General features: G+C 62.5%; 14 protein-coding genes. All 14 read right to left on the reverse strand.

The window, feature by feature from the left end; translation table 11 throughout:
- Positions 1-642: a LysE family translocator gene (locus ACN9MO_RS16310; RefSeq protein WP_057255008.1), complete on the reverse strand. Its 642-nt coding sequence runs from the start codon at positions 640-642 to the stop codon at positions 1-3.
- Positions 639-1,064: a VOC family protein gene (locus ACN9MO_RS16315; protein WP_057255007.1), complete on the reverse strand. Its 426-nt coding sequence runs from the start codon at positions 1,062-1,064 to the stop codon at positions 639-641. The genes ACN9MO_RS16310 and ACN9MO_RS16315 overlap by 4 nt, the downstream gene beginning before the upstream one ends.
- 14 nt (positions 1,065-1,078) lie before the next feature.
- Positions 1,079-1,468 carry an MAPEG family protein gene (locus ACN9MO_RS16320; protein ID WP_425985622.1) on the reverse strand — a complete coding sequence of 130 codons (390 nt, stop codon included), beginning with the start codon at positions 1,466-1,468 and terminating at the stop codon, positions 1,079-1,081.
- A 64-nt stretch (positions 1,469-1,532) separates the two neighbouring features.
- Positions 1,533-2,765: a 2-oxoglutarate dehydrogenase complex dihydrolipoyllysine-residue succinyltransferase gene (gene odhB / locus ACN9MO_RS16325; RefSeq protein WP_057255005.1), complete on the reverse strand. Its 1,233-nt coding sequence runs from the start codon at positions 2,763-2,765 to the stop codon at positions 1,533-1,535.
- Positions 2,766-2,821: 56 nt separating this feature from the next.
- On the reverse strand, positions 2,822-5,818 hold the full coding sequence (locus ACN9MO_RS16330; protein WP_057255004.1) for a 2-oxoglutarate dehydrogenase E1 component: 2,997 nt from the start codon (positions 5,816-5,818) through the stop codon (positions 2,822-2,824).
- 244 nt (positions 5,819-6,062) lie between these two features.
- A complete protein-coding gene (sucD, locus tag ACN9MO_RS16335; protein ID WP_058321727.1) occupies positions 6,063-6,965 on the reverse strand; it encodes a succinate--CoA ligase subunit alpha in 903 nt (300 codons plus the stop codon).
- A gap of 17 nt (positions 6,966-6,982) precedes the next feature.
- Positions 6,983-8,176: an ADP-forming succinate--CoA ligase subunit beta gene (sucC, locus tag ACN9MO_RS16340; RefSeq protein ID WP_057255002.1), complete on the reverse strand. Its 1,194-nt coding sequence runs from the start codon at positions 8,174-8,176 to the stop codon at positions 6,983-6,985.
- A 113-nt stretch (positions 8,177-8,289) separates the two neighbouring features.
- Positions 8,290-9,255 carry a malate dehydrogenase gene (gene mdh / locus ACN9MO_RS16345; protein ID WP_057255001.1) on the reverse strand — a complete coding sequence of 322 codons (966 nt, stop codon included), beginning with the start codon at positions 9,253-9,255 and terminating at the stop codon, positions 8,290-8,292.
- Between the two features lie 183 nt (positions 9,256-9,438).
- A complete protein-coding gene (zapE, locus tag ACN9MO_RS16350; protein WP_057255000.1) occupies positions 9,439-10,593 on the reverse strand; it encodes a cell division protein ZapE in 1,155 nt (384 codons plus the stop codon).
- A 59-nt stretch (positions 10,594-10,652) separates the two neighbouring features.
- Positions 10,653-11,201, reverse strand: coding sequence for a protease inhibitor Inh/omp19 family protein (locus ACN9MO_RS16355; RefSeq protein WP_057254999.1), 549 nt, complete (start codon positions 11,199-11,201; stop codon positions 10,653-10,655).
- Positions 11,202-11,505: 304 nt separating this feature from the next.
- Positions 11,506-12,285, reverse strand: a complete 780-nt coding sequence (locus tag ACN9MO_RS16360; protein WP_057254998.1) for a succinate dehydrogenase iron-sulfur subunit — start codon at positions 12,283-12,285, stop codon at positions 11,506-11,508.
- 18 nt (positions 12,286-12,303) lie between these two features.
- A complete protein-coding gene (gene sdhA / locus ACN9MO_RS16365) occupies positions 12,304-14,145 on the reverse strand; it encodes a succinate dehydrogenase flavoprotein subunit (RefSeq protein WP_057254997.1) in 1,842 nt (613 codons plus the stop codon).
- A gap of 7 nt (positions 14,146-14,152) precedes the next feature.
- On the reverse strand, positions 14,153-14,533 hold the full coding sequence (sdhD, locus tag ACN9MO_RS16370) for a succinate dehydrogenase, hydrophobic membrane anchor protein (RefSeq protein ID WP_058321723.1): 381 nt from the start codon (positions 14,531-14,533) through the stop codon (positions 14,153-14,155).
- Between the two features lie 14 nt (positions 14,534-14,547).
- A complete protein-coding gene (gene sdhC / locus ACN9MO_RS16375) occupies positions 14,548-14,940 on the reverse strand; it encodes a succinate dehydrogenase, cytochrome b556 subunit (RefSeq protein WP_034802580.1) in 393 nt (130 codons plus the stop codon).
- Between the last annotated feature and the right edge of the window lie 204 nt (positions 14,941-15,144).

Here is a 15,144-nt window from a genome sequence, read left to right on the forward strand (position 1 = left end):
TCAGGCTGCCTTCTCCGTCGCGAGCCTGAGACCAAGCGCAATGAAGACCACGCCGCTGGCGCGGTCGATCCACTTGCTGGCGCGGGTGAAGGCGGCGCGCATCCGCGGCGTCGTCATGAACAGGCTGACGCCGACGAACCAGAGGATCAGGCAGGTGGCCATGACCAGCCCATAGCCGAACTTGACGAGGATCGGCGTGTGGGCGCTGACGACGGTCGAGAAGATCGACAGGAAGAAGAATACCGGCTTCGGATTGAGCGCATTGGCGGCAAAGCCGAGGCCGAAAGCCTTGGCGGTCGACTGGCCCTTGGCCGGCTCATTGCCTTCCGCGCGCTCGACCTTGATCTCCGTCTGGCCGGCACGGAGCGCCTTGATGCCGATATAGATCAGGTAAGCGACGCCGCACCATTTGACGATGTTGAAGAGGTAGATCGACTGCGAAATGATCAGCCCCAGACCGAGGATCGTGTAAGTCACATGGAACATCAGCGAGGTGCCGATGCCGAAGGACGTGATGATGGCCGGGCGCCGGCCATGCACGATCGACTGGCGCATGACCATGGCCAGATCGGCGCCGGGAGAGACGATCGCAAAGGCGAAGATCGCCATCAGCGATGCGAGTTCTAGGAGATATTGGCTCATGGTTGTGCGACCGGTGCGTTGAAGGCCCAGACGTGGCCGAAGGGATCCTGGATGCGCGCGTAACGTGCGTGCCAGAAGGTATCCTGCGGCTCCAGAACTGTCGATGCCCCGGCGGCGATCGCCCGGTCATAGGCTGCATCGACGTCGGCGGCATCAGGCAGATTGATGTTGATGGCGACGCTCGCACCACCGACCGTCTTCGGCGAAAGAACGTTCGAGCCGAATTCGGGAAATTCGTCGTGCAGCATGATCTCGCCGCCGAAGAGCGCGAGATTGGAATGCATCACGCGCTTGCGATCCTCCGCCAGCTGGCAAAAGGTGTGTTGGGCACCAAAGGCCTTCTCGTAAAAGGCGATCGCCGCGATGCCGTCCTTGACGCAGAGATGCACCTGGATCGGCGGAACGTTTGGTTCGGATGCCATGCGAGTTCCTCCGTTCAGATCAGAATACCCGCAATCATCAGCAGGAGCCCGACCGCCGAAACGGTCCAGACGGCGGAGCGAACCAATCCGAGGCCGCCAATATAAATCGGCAGGTAGGCGGGTCTTGCCCAGAACCAGATCCCCACGCCCCATTGGGTGAGCGGTCCGCTCCGTCCGGAGAATTCTATCACGACCGCAAGGGCGATGAAGACCGGATAGGTCTCGTGAAAATTGCGCAGCGCCCGTCCCGCCCGCCCGGTAAAGACATTGGGCTCCGGCACGACGTCGCGATTGGTATCAGCTTCGATGACGCCGTGCTGCAGGCGATAGGCGCCCGCCTGCGCCATCATATAGGCGAAGGCGAGAACGGCACTCCAGAGCAGGTAGGTCAGTTCGAACGACATCGATGCGATCCGGAGAAGCGCGGCGCAGAAAGAAGCGGGGGCTGCAATCGCCCCCGCCCAACTCTTAGAGATCGAGAACCAGACGCTCCGGATCCTCGAGGCTTTCCTTGACGCGGACGAGGAAGGTCACGGCTTCCTTGCCGTCGACGATGCGGTGATCGTACGAGAGCGCGAGGTACATCATCGGGCGGATGACGACCTGGCCGCCGATGGCGACCGGACGGTCCTGGATCTTGTGCATGCCGAGAATGCCCGACTGCGGCGCGTTGAGGATCGGCGAGGACATCAGCGAACCGTAGACGCCGCCGTTGGAGATGGTGAAGGTACCGCCCTGCATGTCGGCCATCGACAGCGCGCCATCACGCGCAGCCTTGCCGAGACGGCCGATGTCCTTCTCGATCTCGGCGATCGACATCTGGTCGGCATCGCGCACGATCGGAACGACAAGGCCCTTGTCGGTGCCGACGGCGACGCCGATGTGGCAGTAGTTCTTGTAGATGATGTCGGTGCCGTCGATCTCGGCGTTAACAGCCGGGATTTCCTTCAGCGCGTGGGTCACGGCCTTGGTGAAAAAGCCCATGAAGCCGAGCTTCACGCCATGCTTCTTCTCGAAGATGTCCTTGTACTTGTTGCGCAGCGACATGACGGCGCTCATGTCCACCTCGTTGTAGGTGGTGAGCATGGCGGCGGTGTTCTGCGCATCCTTGAGGCGCTTGGCGATCGTCTGGCGCAGGCGGGTCATCTTGACGCGCTCTTCGCGCACGACATCTTCTGCCGTCGACGGCGCACGGGCCTGGACCTTTGCGGGCTCTGCGACAGCAGGGGTCGAGATGCCCTTGGCGACGGCTGCAAGCACGTCACCCTTCAGCACCTGGCCACGCTTGCCGGAGCCATCGAGCTGATCGGCCGACAGGTTGTTTTCGGCGAGCAGCTTCGCGGCAGCCGGTGCCGGCGGCATCGACGAGGCAGCGGGTGCTGCAGCGGCAGCCGGGGCAGCCGGAGCGGCAGCGGCCGGCTCGGCCTTCTTTTCGGCAGCAGCCGCCGGAGCGGCAGCAGCAGCGCCGGCAGCGATCTGGCCGAGCAGCGCGCCGAGACCGACGGTCTCGCCGGCCTGCGCAACGATTTCGGAAAGCGTGCCAGCGGCTGGCGCCGGCACTTCGATCGTCACCTTGTCGGTTTCGAGTTCGAGCAGGGGCTCATCGGCCTTGATGGCATCGCCGACCTTCTTGAACCAGGTGCCGACGGTCGCTTCGCTGACGGATTCGCCGAGGGTGGGAACGCGGATTTCTGTTGCCATGATTTTTGTTCCGTTGATCAGATATCTGTTTCTATTGGCTCAGAGCGTGGGGAGCGTCAGCCCCCCAGCGCGTCCTCGAGGAAGGCGGCAAGCTGCGCCTGGTGCTTCGACATCAGGCCCGTTGCCGGCGAGGCGGCAGCCGGACGGCCGGTGTAGCGCACGCGCTGATACTTGGCGTCGATATGGGCGAGAACCCATTCGAGATAGGGGTCGATGAACGACCAGGCGCCCATGTTCTTCGGCTCTTCCTGGCACCAGACCATCTCCGCGTTGCGGAAGCGGCTGAGCTCGTTGATCAGCGCCTTGGCCGGGAACGGATAGAGCTGTTCGACGCGCAGCAGGTAGACGTCGTCGATGCCGCGCTTCTCGCGCTCTTCGAGCAGGTCGTAGTAGACCTTGCCCGAGCAGAGCACGACGCGACGGATCTTCGAGTCCTTCTGCAGCTTGATCGGACCATCCTTGATCACCTCGGCATCGTCCCACAGCAGGCGGTGGAACGAGCTCTCGCCGGCCATTTCCGACAGACTCGAAACCGCCCGCTTGTGGCGCAGCAGCGACTTCGGCGTCATCAGGACCAGCGGCTTGCGGAAGTCGCGCTTCACCTGCCGGCGCAGGATGTGGAAGTAGTTCGCCGGCGTCGTGACGTTGGCGACCTGCATGTTGTCTTCGGCGCAGAGCTGCAGGAAGCGTTCGAGGCGGGCGGACGAGTGCTCCGGACCCTGGCCCTCATAACCGTGCGGCAGCAGGCAGACGAGACCAGACATGCGCAGCCACTTGCGTTCGCCCGACGAGATGAACTGGTCGAAGACGACCTGTGCACCGTTGGCGAAGTCGCCGAACTGGGCTTCCCAAAGCGTCAACGCGTTCGGACGGGCGAGCGAGTAACCGTATTCGAAGCCGAGGACCGCTTCTTCCGAGAGCATCGAGTTGATGACTTCGTAGCGGGCCTGGGTCGGCGACAGGTTCGCAAGCGGAATGTAGCGCTCTTCGCTCTGCTGATCGTAGAGCACGGAATGACGCTGCGAGAAGGTGCCGCGTTCGCAATCTTGGCCCGAAAGGCGGATCTTGGTGCCTTCGGTGACGAGCGTGCCGAAGGCGAGTGCCTCGGCCATGGCCCAGTCGACGCCTTCGCCGGTCTGGATCATCTGAGCGCGGTTTTCCATGAAGCGCTGGATCGTGCGGTGTGCATTGAAACCGGCCGGGATCTCCGAGATCTTGCGACCGACTTCCTTGAGCTGCTTCATCGGCACCGAGGTCTTGCCGCGGCGCTGTTCGTCCTGGTTGTCGGCCGAGCGCAAGCCCGACCAGACACCATCCAGCCAGTCGGCCTTGTTCGGCTTGTAGGACTGGCCAGCCTCGAACTCCTGCTCGAGGTGAGCGCGCCAGTCGGCCTTCATCTTCTCGACTTCGCCTTCGGACATCAGGCCCTCGGCGACCAGACGGTCGGAGTAGAGCTGGACGACGGTCTTATGGGCGCGGATGACCTTGTACATCTTCGGCTGCGTGAACGCAGGCTCGTCGCCTTCGTTGTGGCCGAAGCGGCGGTAGCAGAACATGTCGATGACGACAGGCTTGTGGAACTTCATCCGGAATTCGGTGGCGATCTTGGCCGCGTAGACGACCGCTTCCGGATCGTCGCCGTTGACGTGGAAGATCGGCGCCTCGATCATCTTGGCGACGTCGGACGGATAGGGCGACGAACGCGAGAAGGCCGGATTGGTGGTGAAGCCAATCTGGTTGTTGATGATGAAATGGACGGTACCGGCAACGCGGTGGCCGCGCAGGCCGGAAAGGCCGAGGATTTCAGCAATCACGCCCTGGCCGGCAAAGGCGGCGTCGCCATGCAGCAAGAGCGGCATGACCTTCGAGCGTTCGCGCAACGGAATGATGTCGCCTTCAAACACGGTCGCCATCTGGTCCTGCTTGGCACGGGCCTTGCCCATGACGACAGGGTTGACGATTTCGAGGTGCGAGGGGTTCGCCGTCAGCGACAGGTGAACCTTGTTGCCATCGAATTCGCGGTCCGAGGAAGCGCCGAGGTGGTACTTCACGTCGCCCGAACCTTCGACGTCGTCAGGCGCGTAGGAGCCGCCCTTGAACTCGTGGAAGATGGCGCGATGCGGCTTGGCCATCACCTGAGACAGCACGTTCAAGCGGCCGCGGTGGGCCATGCCGAGCACGATTTCCTTGAGGCCTTCCTGGCCGCCGCGCTTGATGATCTGCTCGAGTGCCGGGATCAGCGATTCGCCACCGTCGAGACCAAAGCGCTTGGTGCCCTTGTACTTGACGTCGATGAACTGCTCGAAGCCTTCCGACTCGATCAGCTTCTGGAGGATCGCCTTCTTGCCCTCGGGCGTGAACTCGACGCCCTTGTCCGGTCCTTCGATGCGCTCCTGGATCCAGGCCTTCTCTTCCGGGTTGGACATGTGCATGAATTCGACGCCGATCGTCGAGCAGTAGGTGCGCTCGAGGATTTCGACCATTTCGCGAATGCTCGCGTATTCGAGGCCGAGCACGTTGTCGATGAAGATCTTGCGGTCGAGATCCTTCTCCTCAAACCCGTAGTTCGAGGGCGAAAGCTCGTTGTAGTCCTCGACCGGGGCAGCAAGGCCGAGCGGATCGAGCTTGGCATGCAGGTGGCCACGGGCACGATAGGCGCGGATCATCATGATGGCGCGGACGGAATCGCGCGTCGCCTGAAGGATATCTGCCTCGCTCACGGCAGTGCCGGTGGCGACGGCGGCTTCCTCAGCCTTCGCCTTGACCTTCTTCTCGATGACCTTTTCGACCGTGCCCCAATCGCCGTCGAGCGCAGAGACGAGTTCGCCATTGGCCGCGATCGGCCAGTTGTTCTTTTTCCAGGAGGCGCCCTTGGCTGCCTTCACCACATCTTCCGGCCGGTCGGCGAGCGCCTTGAAGAAGGCCTGCCATTCGGCCGAGACGGACGCCGGGTCCGTTTCATAGCGTGCTTGGAGCTGCTCGATATAGGCGGCGTTGGCGCCGTCCAGAAACGAAGTGAGCTGGAATTGCTCGTTGGCCTCTTGCCTTGTCATGGTCTCACGCGGACTGTTCTGTCCGCCTCCTGACTGAAGTTGGGTTGCCGGGTATCCCGGTCGTTCATGTTCGTTCGGCGCGGTTGGCGCCTGGCCTTTCCTACGGCGCCGCGCATCAAAGGGACGCGCCGGGATCGCCGTGGCAGTAGATTGCCGCATATCCTGATCTTCAATCAGCCAAGGAAACACGCGGCAGGCACGCTGTCCGGACCGGAATGGTCCGGCCCGGACAGAAGTCTTGCGATCAGCCCTTGAGGACTTCGACGAGCGTCTTGCCGAGACGGGCCGGCGACGGCGACACGCGGATGCCTGCCTGCTCCATCGCAGCGATCTTGGATTCCGCATCGCCCTTGCCGCCGGAAACGACGGCGCCGGCGTGACCCATGGTGCGGCCCTTCGGCGCGGTACGGCCCGCGATGAAGCCGGCCATCGGCTTCTTGCGGCCCTTCTTGGCTTCGTCGATGAGGAACTGCGCCGCATCCTCTTCGGCCGAGCCGCCGATTTCGCCGATCATGATGATCGAGGTCGTGGCCTCGTCCGCCAGGAACATCTCCAGCACGTCGATGAACTCGGTGCCCTTGACCGGGTCGCCGCCGATGCCGACGGCCGTCGTCTGGCCGAGGCCTTCGTTGGAGGTCTGGAACACGGCTTCATAGGTCAGCGTACCGGAGCGCGAAACGATGCCGACCGAACCCTTGCGGAAGATCGAGCCCGGCATGATGCCGATCTTGCATTCTTCCGGCGTCAGGATACCGGGGCAGTTCGGGCCGAGCAGGCGCGACTTGGAGCGGTCGAGACGAGCCTTGACGCGCACCATGTCGGCAACCGGGATGCCTTCGGTAATGCAGGTGATGAACGGGATTTCCGCATCGATCGCCTCGATGATCGCGTCCGCGGCGCCTGCCGGCGGAACATAGATCACGGATGCGTCCGCACCGGTCTTTTCACGGCCTTCGGCAACCGACGCGAAGATCGGCAGGGTTTCGCCCTTGGAGCCGGTCCAGGTTTCGCCGCCCTTCTTCGGGTGAATGCCGCCGACCATCTGCGTGCCGTAATAGGCAAGCGCCTGTTCGGTATGGAAGGTGCCGGTCTTGCCGGTCAGGCCCTGAACGAGGACCTTGGTGTTCTTATTGACGAGAATCGACATGAGGTCTGGTCCTTCAGTTAGCCGTTGATCGCGGCGACGATCTTCTTGGCAGCGTCATCCAGATCGTCGGCGGCGGTGATCGCCAGGCCGGATTCGTTCAGGATCTTCTTGCCAAGCTCGACATTCGTGCCTTCGAGACGAACGACCAGCGGAACCTTGAGGCCGACTTCCTGCACGGCCGCAACGACACCTTCAGCGATGACATCGCACTTCATGATGCCGCCGAAGATGTTGACGAGGATACCCTCGACCTTCGGGTCGGCGGTGATGATCTTGAAGGCTGCCGCAACCTTCTCCTTGCCGGCGCCGCCGCCGACGTCACAGAAGTTCGCCGGCTCCTTGCCGTAGAGCTTGATGATGTCCATCGTCGCCATCGCAAGGCCGGCGCCGTTGACCATGCAGCCGATGTTGCCGTCGAGCGCGACATAGGCGAGGTCCCACTTGGAGGCCTCGATTTCCTTGGCGTCTTCTTCGGTTTCGTCGCGCAGTGCCTTGATGTCGTCGTGGCGGAAGAGCGCGTTGCCGTCGAACGAGACCTTGGCGTCGAGAACGCGCACGCGGCCGTTCTTCATGACGATCAGCGGGTTGATCTCGAGCAGGCTCATGTCCTTCTCGACAAAGGCCTTGTAGAGGATCGGGAAGAGCTTTTCGGCATCAGCCTTGGCTTCGCCTTCGAGCTTCAGGGCCGAGGTGAGCTTGGCGAGATCAGCGGCGGTGACGCCGGCTTCCGGGTTGATCGCGACGTTGACGATCTTTTCCGGCGTGTCGTGCGCAACAGCCTCGATGTCCATGCCGCCTTCGGTCGAAACGACGAAGGCAACCTGGCCGACCGAGCGGTCGACGAGCAGCGACAGATAGAGTTCGCGGTCGATGTCGGCGCCATCCTCGATATAGAGGCGGTTCACCTGCTTGCCGGCAGGGCCGGTCTGCGCAGTGACGAGCGTGTTGCCGAGCATGTCCTTGGCATGAGCCTTGGCTTCATCGATCGAGAAGGCAAGACGAACGCCGCCCTTGGCGTCGGCGGAAAGTTCCTTGAACTTGCCCTTGCCGCGGCCGCCAGCATGGATCTGGCTCTTGACCACGTAGAGCGGGCCCGGGAGCTTCTTGGCAGCGGCTTCTGCCTCTTCTGCGGAGAAGATCGCGACACCTTCCGCGACCGGCGCGCCATAGCTCTTCAGGAGAGCCTTGGCCTGATATTCATGAATGTTCATGGTGTTTTTCCTGTCTGGAGCATTCTGCAGACAGGTGAAACACCTGCCGTCGCACAAATGCGGCAAAAACAAAGAGGTTGAGCGGATGCCAGCATCCGCTCAACGCGACGCGATTACTGCTTCAGGCTCGGCGCAATGCCGATGCAGGCTTCGCAAAGGCCAGCGACCGAAGCGACCGACTTGTCGAACGCTTCCTTCTCGGCCTTGTTGAGATCGATCTCGATGATGCGCTCGACGCCGCCGGCGCCGATGACCGTCGGAACGCCGACATACATGTCCTTGACGCCGTACTGGCCGGTCAGATGCGCGGCGCAGGGCAGCACGCGCTTCTTGTCCTTGAGGTAGGCTTCCGCCATCTCGATCGCCGAAGCGGCCGGAGCGTAGTAGGCCGAGCCGGTCTTGAGCAGGCCGACGATTTCAGCGCCGCCGTCACGGGTGCGCTGGACGATTTCTTCGAGGCGCTCCTTGGTGAGCCAGCCCATCTGCACGAGGTCGGTCAGCGGGATGCCGGCAACGGTCGAGTAGCGGGCGAGCGGCACCATGGTGTCGCCGTGGCCGCCGAGAACGAAGGCGGTGACGTCCTGGACCGAAACGTTGAATTCCTGGGAAAGGAACAGGCGGAAGCGCGCGCTGTCGAGAACGCCGGCCATGCCGACGACCTTGTTCTTCGGCAGGCCCGAGAACTTCTGCAGCGCCCAGACCATGGCGTCGAGCGGGTTGGTGATGCAGATGACGAAGGCGTTCGGAGCGTACTTTTTGATGCCGGCTCCGACCTGTTCCATGACCTTGAGGTTGATGCCGAGCAGATCGTCGCGGCTCATGCCGGGCTTGCGGGCAACGCCGGCGGTGACGATGCAGACATCGGCGCCTTCGATGGCGGCGTAGTCGCTGGCACCCGTCAGGTTCGCGTCGAAACCTTCGACCGGGGAGGACTGGCCGATGTCGAGACCCTTGCCCTGGGGGATGCCGTCGGCAATGTCGAAGAGGACGATGTCGCCCAGCTCCTTCAGGCCGGCGAGATGCGCCAGCGTGCCACCAATCATCCCTGAACCGATAAGTGCGATCTTGTTGCGAGCCATGAAAGTGCTTCCTTTGTGATCCCAATATGATCAAGGCCTGAAACGCGGCAAACGCCAAACCTTCGCCGAAAGCCATTAAACGGCAAATGGTAAAATATCAAACGATACTTTTGGATGAAGCAATTTCAATCGGTTAGATCATAAAAGTCTTACGTAAACGTAAGACTTTCCGTCACAACCGCGTCACGAAACGGTCCGATTGGCGGGGTGTTCGGCGGCATATTCCTCACTTTGCATCTCGATCAGACGCGAAACCGTGCGGTCGAACTCGAAGCCTTCCGTACCCTTCTTCTGGGTCAGGAGATCCTGTGGCTCGGCCGCGGCCGACGCGAACAATCGGGCGCCATTGTCGTAGAGCGTGTCGACCAGAAGGATGAAGCGCTTGGTCTCGTTGCGCATATGGGGTCCCAGATGCGGCACGTGGTCGACGAAGATCGTCGAGTAACGCTCGAGGATCGCCAGATAATCGGCAGCACCCAGTGGCTGCTGGCAGAGATCGGCGAACGCAAAGCGGGCGCTCTGGCCGGCGGCGGCCGGCACATGGATCTTGCGGCCCTTGCGCGGCACTTCGGCCGGAGCAACAGCCTCGTTGCGGGTTTCCCGCATCCAGGCGCGCGCCATCGCCGCATCCGCCTCCGGGCCGAGCGGCGAAAGCCACACCGGACTTCCGTCCGTCTTCGTGAGGCGATAGTCGGTATCCGTGTCCAAGGAAATGACCTCGGCATTCGCCTTGAGCAGATCGATGAAGGGCAGGAACAGGCCGCGATTGAGGCCGTCGCGATAGAGATCGTCAGGCGCCACGTTCGACGTCGCGATCAGCACGCAGCCCTTTGCGAAAAGCTCGCCGAAGAGCCGCCCAAGGATCATCGCGTCGGCAATATCGGTCACCGAAAACTCGTCGAAACAGAGCAGCCGGGCCTCGCCGAAAAGCTCCGAGGCGACAGGCGGGATCGGATCGGCCTGTTTCGTCTCGCCGTTCTTCAGCTTCTGGCGGTGCTTGTAGATGCGCTCGTGCACATCGGCCATGAACTCGTGGAAGTGCGCCCGACGCTTGCGCTGGATCGGCACGGTATCGAAGAACAGGTCCATCAGCATGGTCTTGCCACGCCCGACGCCGCCATGGATGTAGAGGCCCTTTACCGGCGGATGGTCCTTCTTGCGCGAGGCGAACAGCCAGCCGAGCGCATTGGTCTTGCGCGACGGGCGGCTGGCGAGCAGCTCGGCGGAAAGATGATCGAAACGCCGCGCAATCGTAAACTGTGCGGGGTCGCGCTTACGCTCGCCACTCGTAACGAGCGCTTCGAGCTTGCGGTAGATACTGTCGTCAGGATTGAGCACGTCTCACCCGAGAGGAGCCGGAAAACAAAAGCCCGGCGCGAGACCGGGCTGGAAAAGCGTCAGCGGCTGAGGCTGACCGGCTGGCCGCCATTGGTCGAGCCGTCGAACCGGGCGTCGGCCGTCTTGTAGAGACGGGCGATGGCGTTGCCGCTGCGGTCTTTCAGAACCACCTGCTTGCCGGCCACTTCCCAGGAGCCCATGGTCGTCAGCTCGCCGGCGCAGCCGCGGGTGCCGCCGCGCGAGCCGGAGCCGAGATTGGTAAGCGTCAGGAACATGTCACAGGAGGAGCCGGCGCTCGATACGCGCCAGTTGCCGACCATCGATTCCTTGGTGACGTCAAGCCCGCCGCCCGCCGCCGCGGCGACCTGCGTGCCGGGCTGCTGAACACCGCCGCCGGCGATCGCCGTGCCGCTCGCCGGTGCAGCCGGGAATTGCGAGGTGTTGCCGCTCGGCGCCGGAAGCTGGTTCGACGAAACCGAGGGAACCGGTGCGGCCTGGATGGGAGCGGGTGAAACATCCTGGGAACCGAAACCGCCCATCGATGTTCTTTGGCATCCGGTCAGCGCAAGCACAACTGCCAGCCCCGCCGCCGCATGAATAACCCGCATATCCCTACTCCTGTTCGTGTCCGCGAACCATGATGCAACGCGACAATATAGGCCGAAATACAGCAAATCCACCTGACAAATCAAGCGACGACGATTCCTTGCGACCTGTTGCAGGATTGAAACGTCCTGACAGCCCGGCTGCAAGACGCATGCTCGGCGCGGTTATCGCCACATTGCCAACTGCCTATCCCCTGTCGCCGCGGCACAATCACGAATTGTCGATCGCCGTTTCACCGATGACATCAAAAAGAAAACGGCGAGCCAAGGCTCGCCGTCTCCTGAACTTCGTTTCCAATCCGGCCGGTCAGACGCGGCGCTCGACCAGCATCTTCTTGATTTCGCCGATCGCCTTCGCCGGGTTCAGGCCCTTCGGACAGGCCTGGGCGCAGTTCATGATCGTGTGGCAGCGGTAGAGGCGGAAGGGGTCCTCGAGATTGTCGAGACGCTCGCCGGTCGCTTCGTCGCGGCTGTCGATCAGCCAGCGATAGGCCTGCAGCAGCACGGCCGGACCGAGGTAGCGGTCGCCGTTCCACCAATAGCTCGGACAGGAGGTCGAGCAGCAGGCGCACAGAATGCACTCGTAGAGGCCGTCGAGTTTCAGGCGGTCCTCGTGGCTCTGCTTCCATTCCTTGGCCGGCGTCGGCGACACCGTCTTCAGCCAGGGCTCGATCGAGCGGTGCTGGGCGTAGAAGTTGGTGAGGTCCGGCACAAGGTCCTTGACGACAGGCATGTGCGGCAGCGGATAAACCTTCACCGTGCCCTTCACCTCGTCCATGCCCTTGGTGCAGGCGAGCGTGTTGGTGCCGTCGATGTTCATGGCGCAGGAGCCGCAGATGCCTTCGCGGCAGGAGCGGCGCAACGTCAGCGTCGGGTCGATCTTGTTCTTGATGTAGAGCAGACCGTCGAGCACCATCGGGCCGCAATCGTCGACATCAATGTAGAAGGTGTCGATGCGCGGATTGGCGCCGTCATCCGGGTTCCAGCGGTAGATGCGGTATTCGCGAACGTTGGTCGCGCCCTGCGGCTTCGGCCAGACCTTGCCTTCCGTCATCTGCGAGTTCTTGGGGAGAGCGAGTTCAACCATGTGGCTTATTCCTCAAGATCAGTAGACGCGCGCCTTCGGCTCGATCTTCTTGGGATCGATGCCGTCGGCAATCAGGTCGGTATGAACGGGGCGGTAGTCGAGCTTGACGTCGCCGGCTTCGTTGACCCAGGCAAGCGTGTGCTTGCGCCAGTTGACGTCGTCGCGGCCGCCGAGAGCGCCTTCGGTGAAGTCCTCGCGGGCGTGCGACCCACGGCTCTCCTTGCGCGCTTCGGCGCCGTAGATCGTCGTGATGGCGTTGGCCATGAGGTTTTCGAGTTCCAGCGTCTCGACCAGGTCGGAGTTCCAGATCATCGAGCGGTCGGTGACCTTGATATCAGGCAGCTCCTTCCAGATCGCCGAGATGCGCTTGCAGCCCGATTCCAGCGATTCCTGGGTGCGGAACACGGCCGCATCTTCCTGCATGGCGCGCTGCATCTTTTCGCGCAGCACCGCCGTCGGCGTGCTGCCATTGGCGTTACGCAGGCGGTCGAAGCGGTCCATGATCCGGTCGCAGGCGGCCTTGTTGAGCTCCGGCACCGCCTCGTTGCGGTCGATCACCTGGCCGGCGCGGATGGCAGCGGCGCGGCCGAAGACCACGAGGTCGATCAGCGAGTTGGAACCGAGACGGTTGGCGCCGTGCACCGAGGCGCAGCCGGCTTCGCCCACCGCCATCAGGCCGGGCGCGATGCGCTCCGGGTTTTGGGCATCGGCGTTCAGGACTTCGCCCCAGTAGTTGGTCGGCACGCCGCCCATGTTGTAGTGCACCGTCGGCAGAACCGGGATCGGCTCGCGCGTCACATCGACGCCGGCAAAGATCTTCGCCGATTCCGAGATGCCCGGCAGGCGCTCGTGCAGGACCGCCGGATCCAGGTGGTCGAGGTGCAGGAAGATGTGGTCCTTGTTCTTGCCGACGCCGCGGCCTTCGCGGATTTCCATCGTCATGCAGCGCGATACGACGTCACGCGAGGCAAGGTCCTTGGCCGAGGGCGCGTAGCGCTCCATGAAGCGCTCGCCTTCGGAGTTGACGAGGTAACCGCCTTCGCCGCGTGCGCCTTCGGTGATCAGGCAGCCCGCGCCGTAGATGCCGGTCGGGTGGAACTGGACGAATTCCATGTCCTGCAGCGGCAGGCCGGCGCGCGCGATCATACCGCCGCCGTCGCCGGTGCAGGTGTGCGCAGAGGTCGCCGAGAAATAGGCGCGGCCGTAGCCGCCGGTCGCCAGCACCACCATCTTGGCGGAAAAGCGATGGATCGTACCGTCATCGAGGTTCCAGGCGACGACGCCGGTGCAGCGGCCGTCATCCGACATGATCAGGTCGAGCGCGAAATACTCGATGAAGAACTCGGCATTGTTCTTGAGCGACTGGCCATAGAGCGTGTGCAGGATCGCGTGGCCGGTACGGTCGGCAGCAGCACAGGTGCGCTGAACCGGCGGGCCTTCGCCGTAGTTCTGCATGTGGCCGCCGAAGGGCCGCTGGTAGATCTTGCCTTCGGCATTGCGCGAAAAGGGCACGCCGTAGTGCTCGAGCTCATAGACCGCCTTCGGCGCTTCCATGGCGAGATACTGCATGGCGTCGACGTCGCCGAGCCAGTCGGAACCCTTGACGGTGTCGTAGAGGTGCCACTGCCAGCTGTCCGGCGTCATGTTCTGCAGCGAGGCAGCGATGCCGCCCTGGGCGGCAACCGTGTGCGAGCGGGTCGGGAAGACCTTGGTGATGCAGGCGGTCTTCAGACCCTGCTCTGCCATGCCGAGGGTGGCACGCAGACCGGCGCCGCCGGCGCCGACGACGACGACGTCGAAGGCGTGATCGACATATTCATAGGCCTTGCCGTTTGCAGCGGGTGAACTGTTCGATGCCATGGCGAAATTACCCTGCAAAAGCGATCTTCAGGATGGCGAAGAGACAGAGCCCACCAACCGCGATCGTGAAAAATGTATTGAGCATGAGAAGGACGATCTTCATGCCTTCGCCATGCACGTAGTCTTCGATGATCACCTGCATGCCGAGCCGCATGTGGATGAGGCCCGAGAGCACGACAAGAGCCATGACGACGGCGACGAAGGGGTTCGCAAGCGCGGCGACGACGTCCGCGTGGGGCGCACCGGCGTAGCGAACGAGGAAGATGACGAAGAAGATCAACAGCGGAACGTTGGCGACCGCCGTCAGGCGCTGGCGCCAGAAGTGATCGGTGCCTTCCTTGGCCGAACCGAGGCCGCGGACCTTGCCGAGAGGTGTGCGCATATCCATGGGTGTCTTTCCTCTTAGCGGACGAGATAGCCGACAACCCAGATCAGCAGCGTCAGAGCCACCGAACCGATGATCGTCGCCTTGGCCATCTTGGTGGCGAAGTGCTTCTCGTAACCGTAGCCGAGATCCCAGGCAAAGTGGCGCAAGCCTCCGAGCATGTGGTGCACCAACGCCCAGGTGTAGCCGAAGAGCACCAGCTTGCCGATCAGCGTGCCGAACAGCCAGCTGACCCAGTCGTAGTAGGCCGCACCCGACGCGGCGGCGATCAGCCACCAGGCAACGAGGATGGTGCCGAAGTAGAGCGCGCCGCCGGTGATGCGGTGCACAATGGACATGACCATCGTCGGGATCGGCTTATAGATTTGAAGATGCGGCGAGAGTGGCCGGCTTCTTGTGACATTCGTCATCGGAACCTCACGGAATGCCCGGATTTTCGCCCAAAAAACTGGACGAATTTAGTCCGGTATCGCACCTGATTGTGCGCAATTCAGTCATTCGGACCTTTAATCACCATAATGCTTAACGACAAGTGTGTTTGCGGTGCAAAATCAATTTAATCGATTAGACGAATTGCGCCATTTTCCAGCCTGCCGGAGACATGGGCATCCGTT

This window comes from Ensifer sp. R-19 (assembly GCF_049905105.1).
Lineage (GTDB): Bacteria > Pseudomonadota > Alphaproteobacteria > Rhizobiales > Rhizobiaceae > Ensifer.

Bases quoted from the DNA above. Each gene is read 5' to 3' on its own strand.
- ACN9MO_RS16310 (WP_057255008.1), bottom strand. From the start codon at position 642: ATGAGCCAATATCTCCTAGAACTCGCATCGCTGATGGCGATCTTCGCC.
- ACN9MO_RS16315 (WP_057255007.1), bottom strand. From the start codon at position 1,064: ATGGCATCCGAACCAAACGTTCCGCCGATCCAGGTGCATCTCTGCGTC.
- ACN9MO_RS16320 (WP_425985622.1), bottom strand. From the start codon at position 1,468: ATGTCGTTCGAACTGACCTACCTGCTCTGGAGTGCCGTTCTCGCCTTC.
- odhB (WP_057255005.1), bottom strand. From the start codon at position 2,765: ATGGCAACAGAAATCCGCGTTCCCACCCTCGGCGAATCCGTCAGCGAA.
- ACN9MO_RS16330 (WP_057255004.1), bottom strand. From the start codon at position 5,818: ATGACAAGGCAAGAGGCCAACGAGCAATTCCAGCTCACTTCGTTTCTG.
- sucD (WP_058321727.1), bottom strand. From the start codon at position 6,965: ATGTCGATTCTCGTCAATAAGAACACCAAGGTCCTCGTTCAGGGCCTG.
- sucC (WP_057255002.1), bottom strand. From the start codon at position 8,176: ATGAACATTCATGAATATCAGGCCAAGGCTCTCCTGAAGAGCTATGGC.
- mdh (WP_057255001.1), bottom strand. From the start codon at position 9,255: ATGGCTCGCAACAAGATCGCACTTATCGGTTCAGGGATGATTGGTGGC.
- ACN9MO_RS16355 (WP_057254999.1), bottom strand. From the start codon at position 11,201: ATGCGGGTTATTCATGCGGCGGCGGGGCTGGCAGTTGTGCTTGCGCTG.
- ACN9MO_RS16360 (WP_057254998.1), bottom strand. From the start codon at position 12,285: ATGGTTGAACTCGCTCTCCCCAAGAACTCGCAGATGACGGAAGGCAAG.
- sdhA (WP_057254997.1), bottom strand. From the start codon at position 14,145: ATGGCATCGAACAGTTCACCCGCTGCAAACGGCAAGGCCTATGAATAT.
- sdhD (WP_058321723.1), bottom strand. From the start codon at position 14,533: ATGGATATGCGCACACCTCTCGGCAAGGTCCGCGGCCTCGGTTCGGCC.
- sdhC (WP_034802580.1), bottom strand. From the start codon at position 14,940: ATGACGAATGTCACAAGAAGCCGGCCACTCTCGCCGCATCTTCAAATC.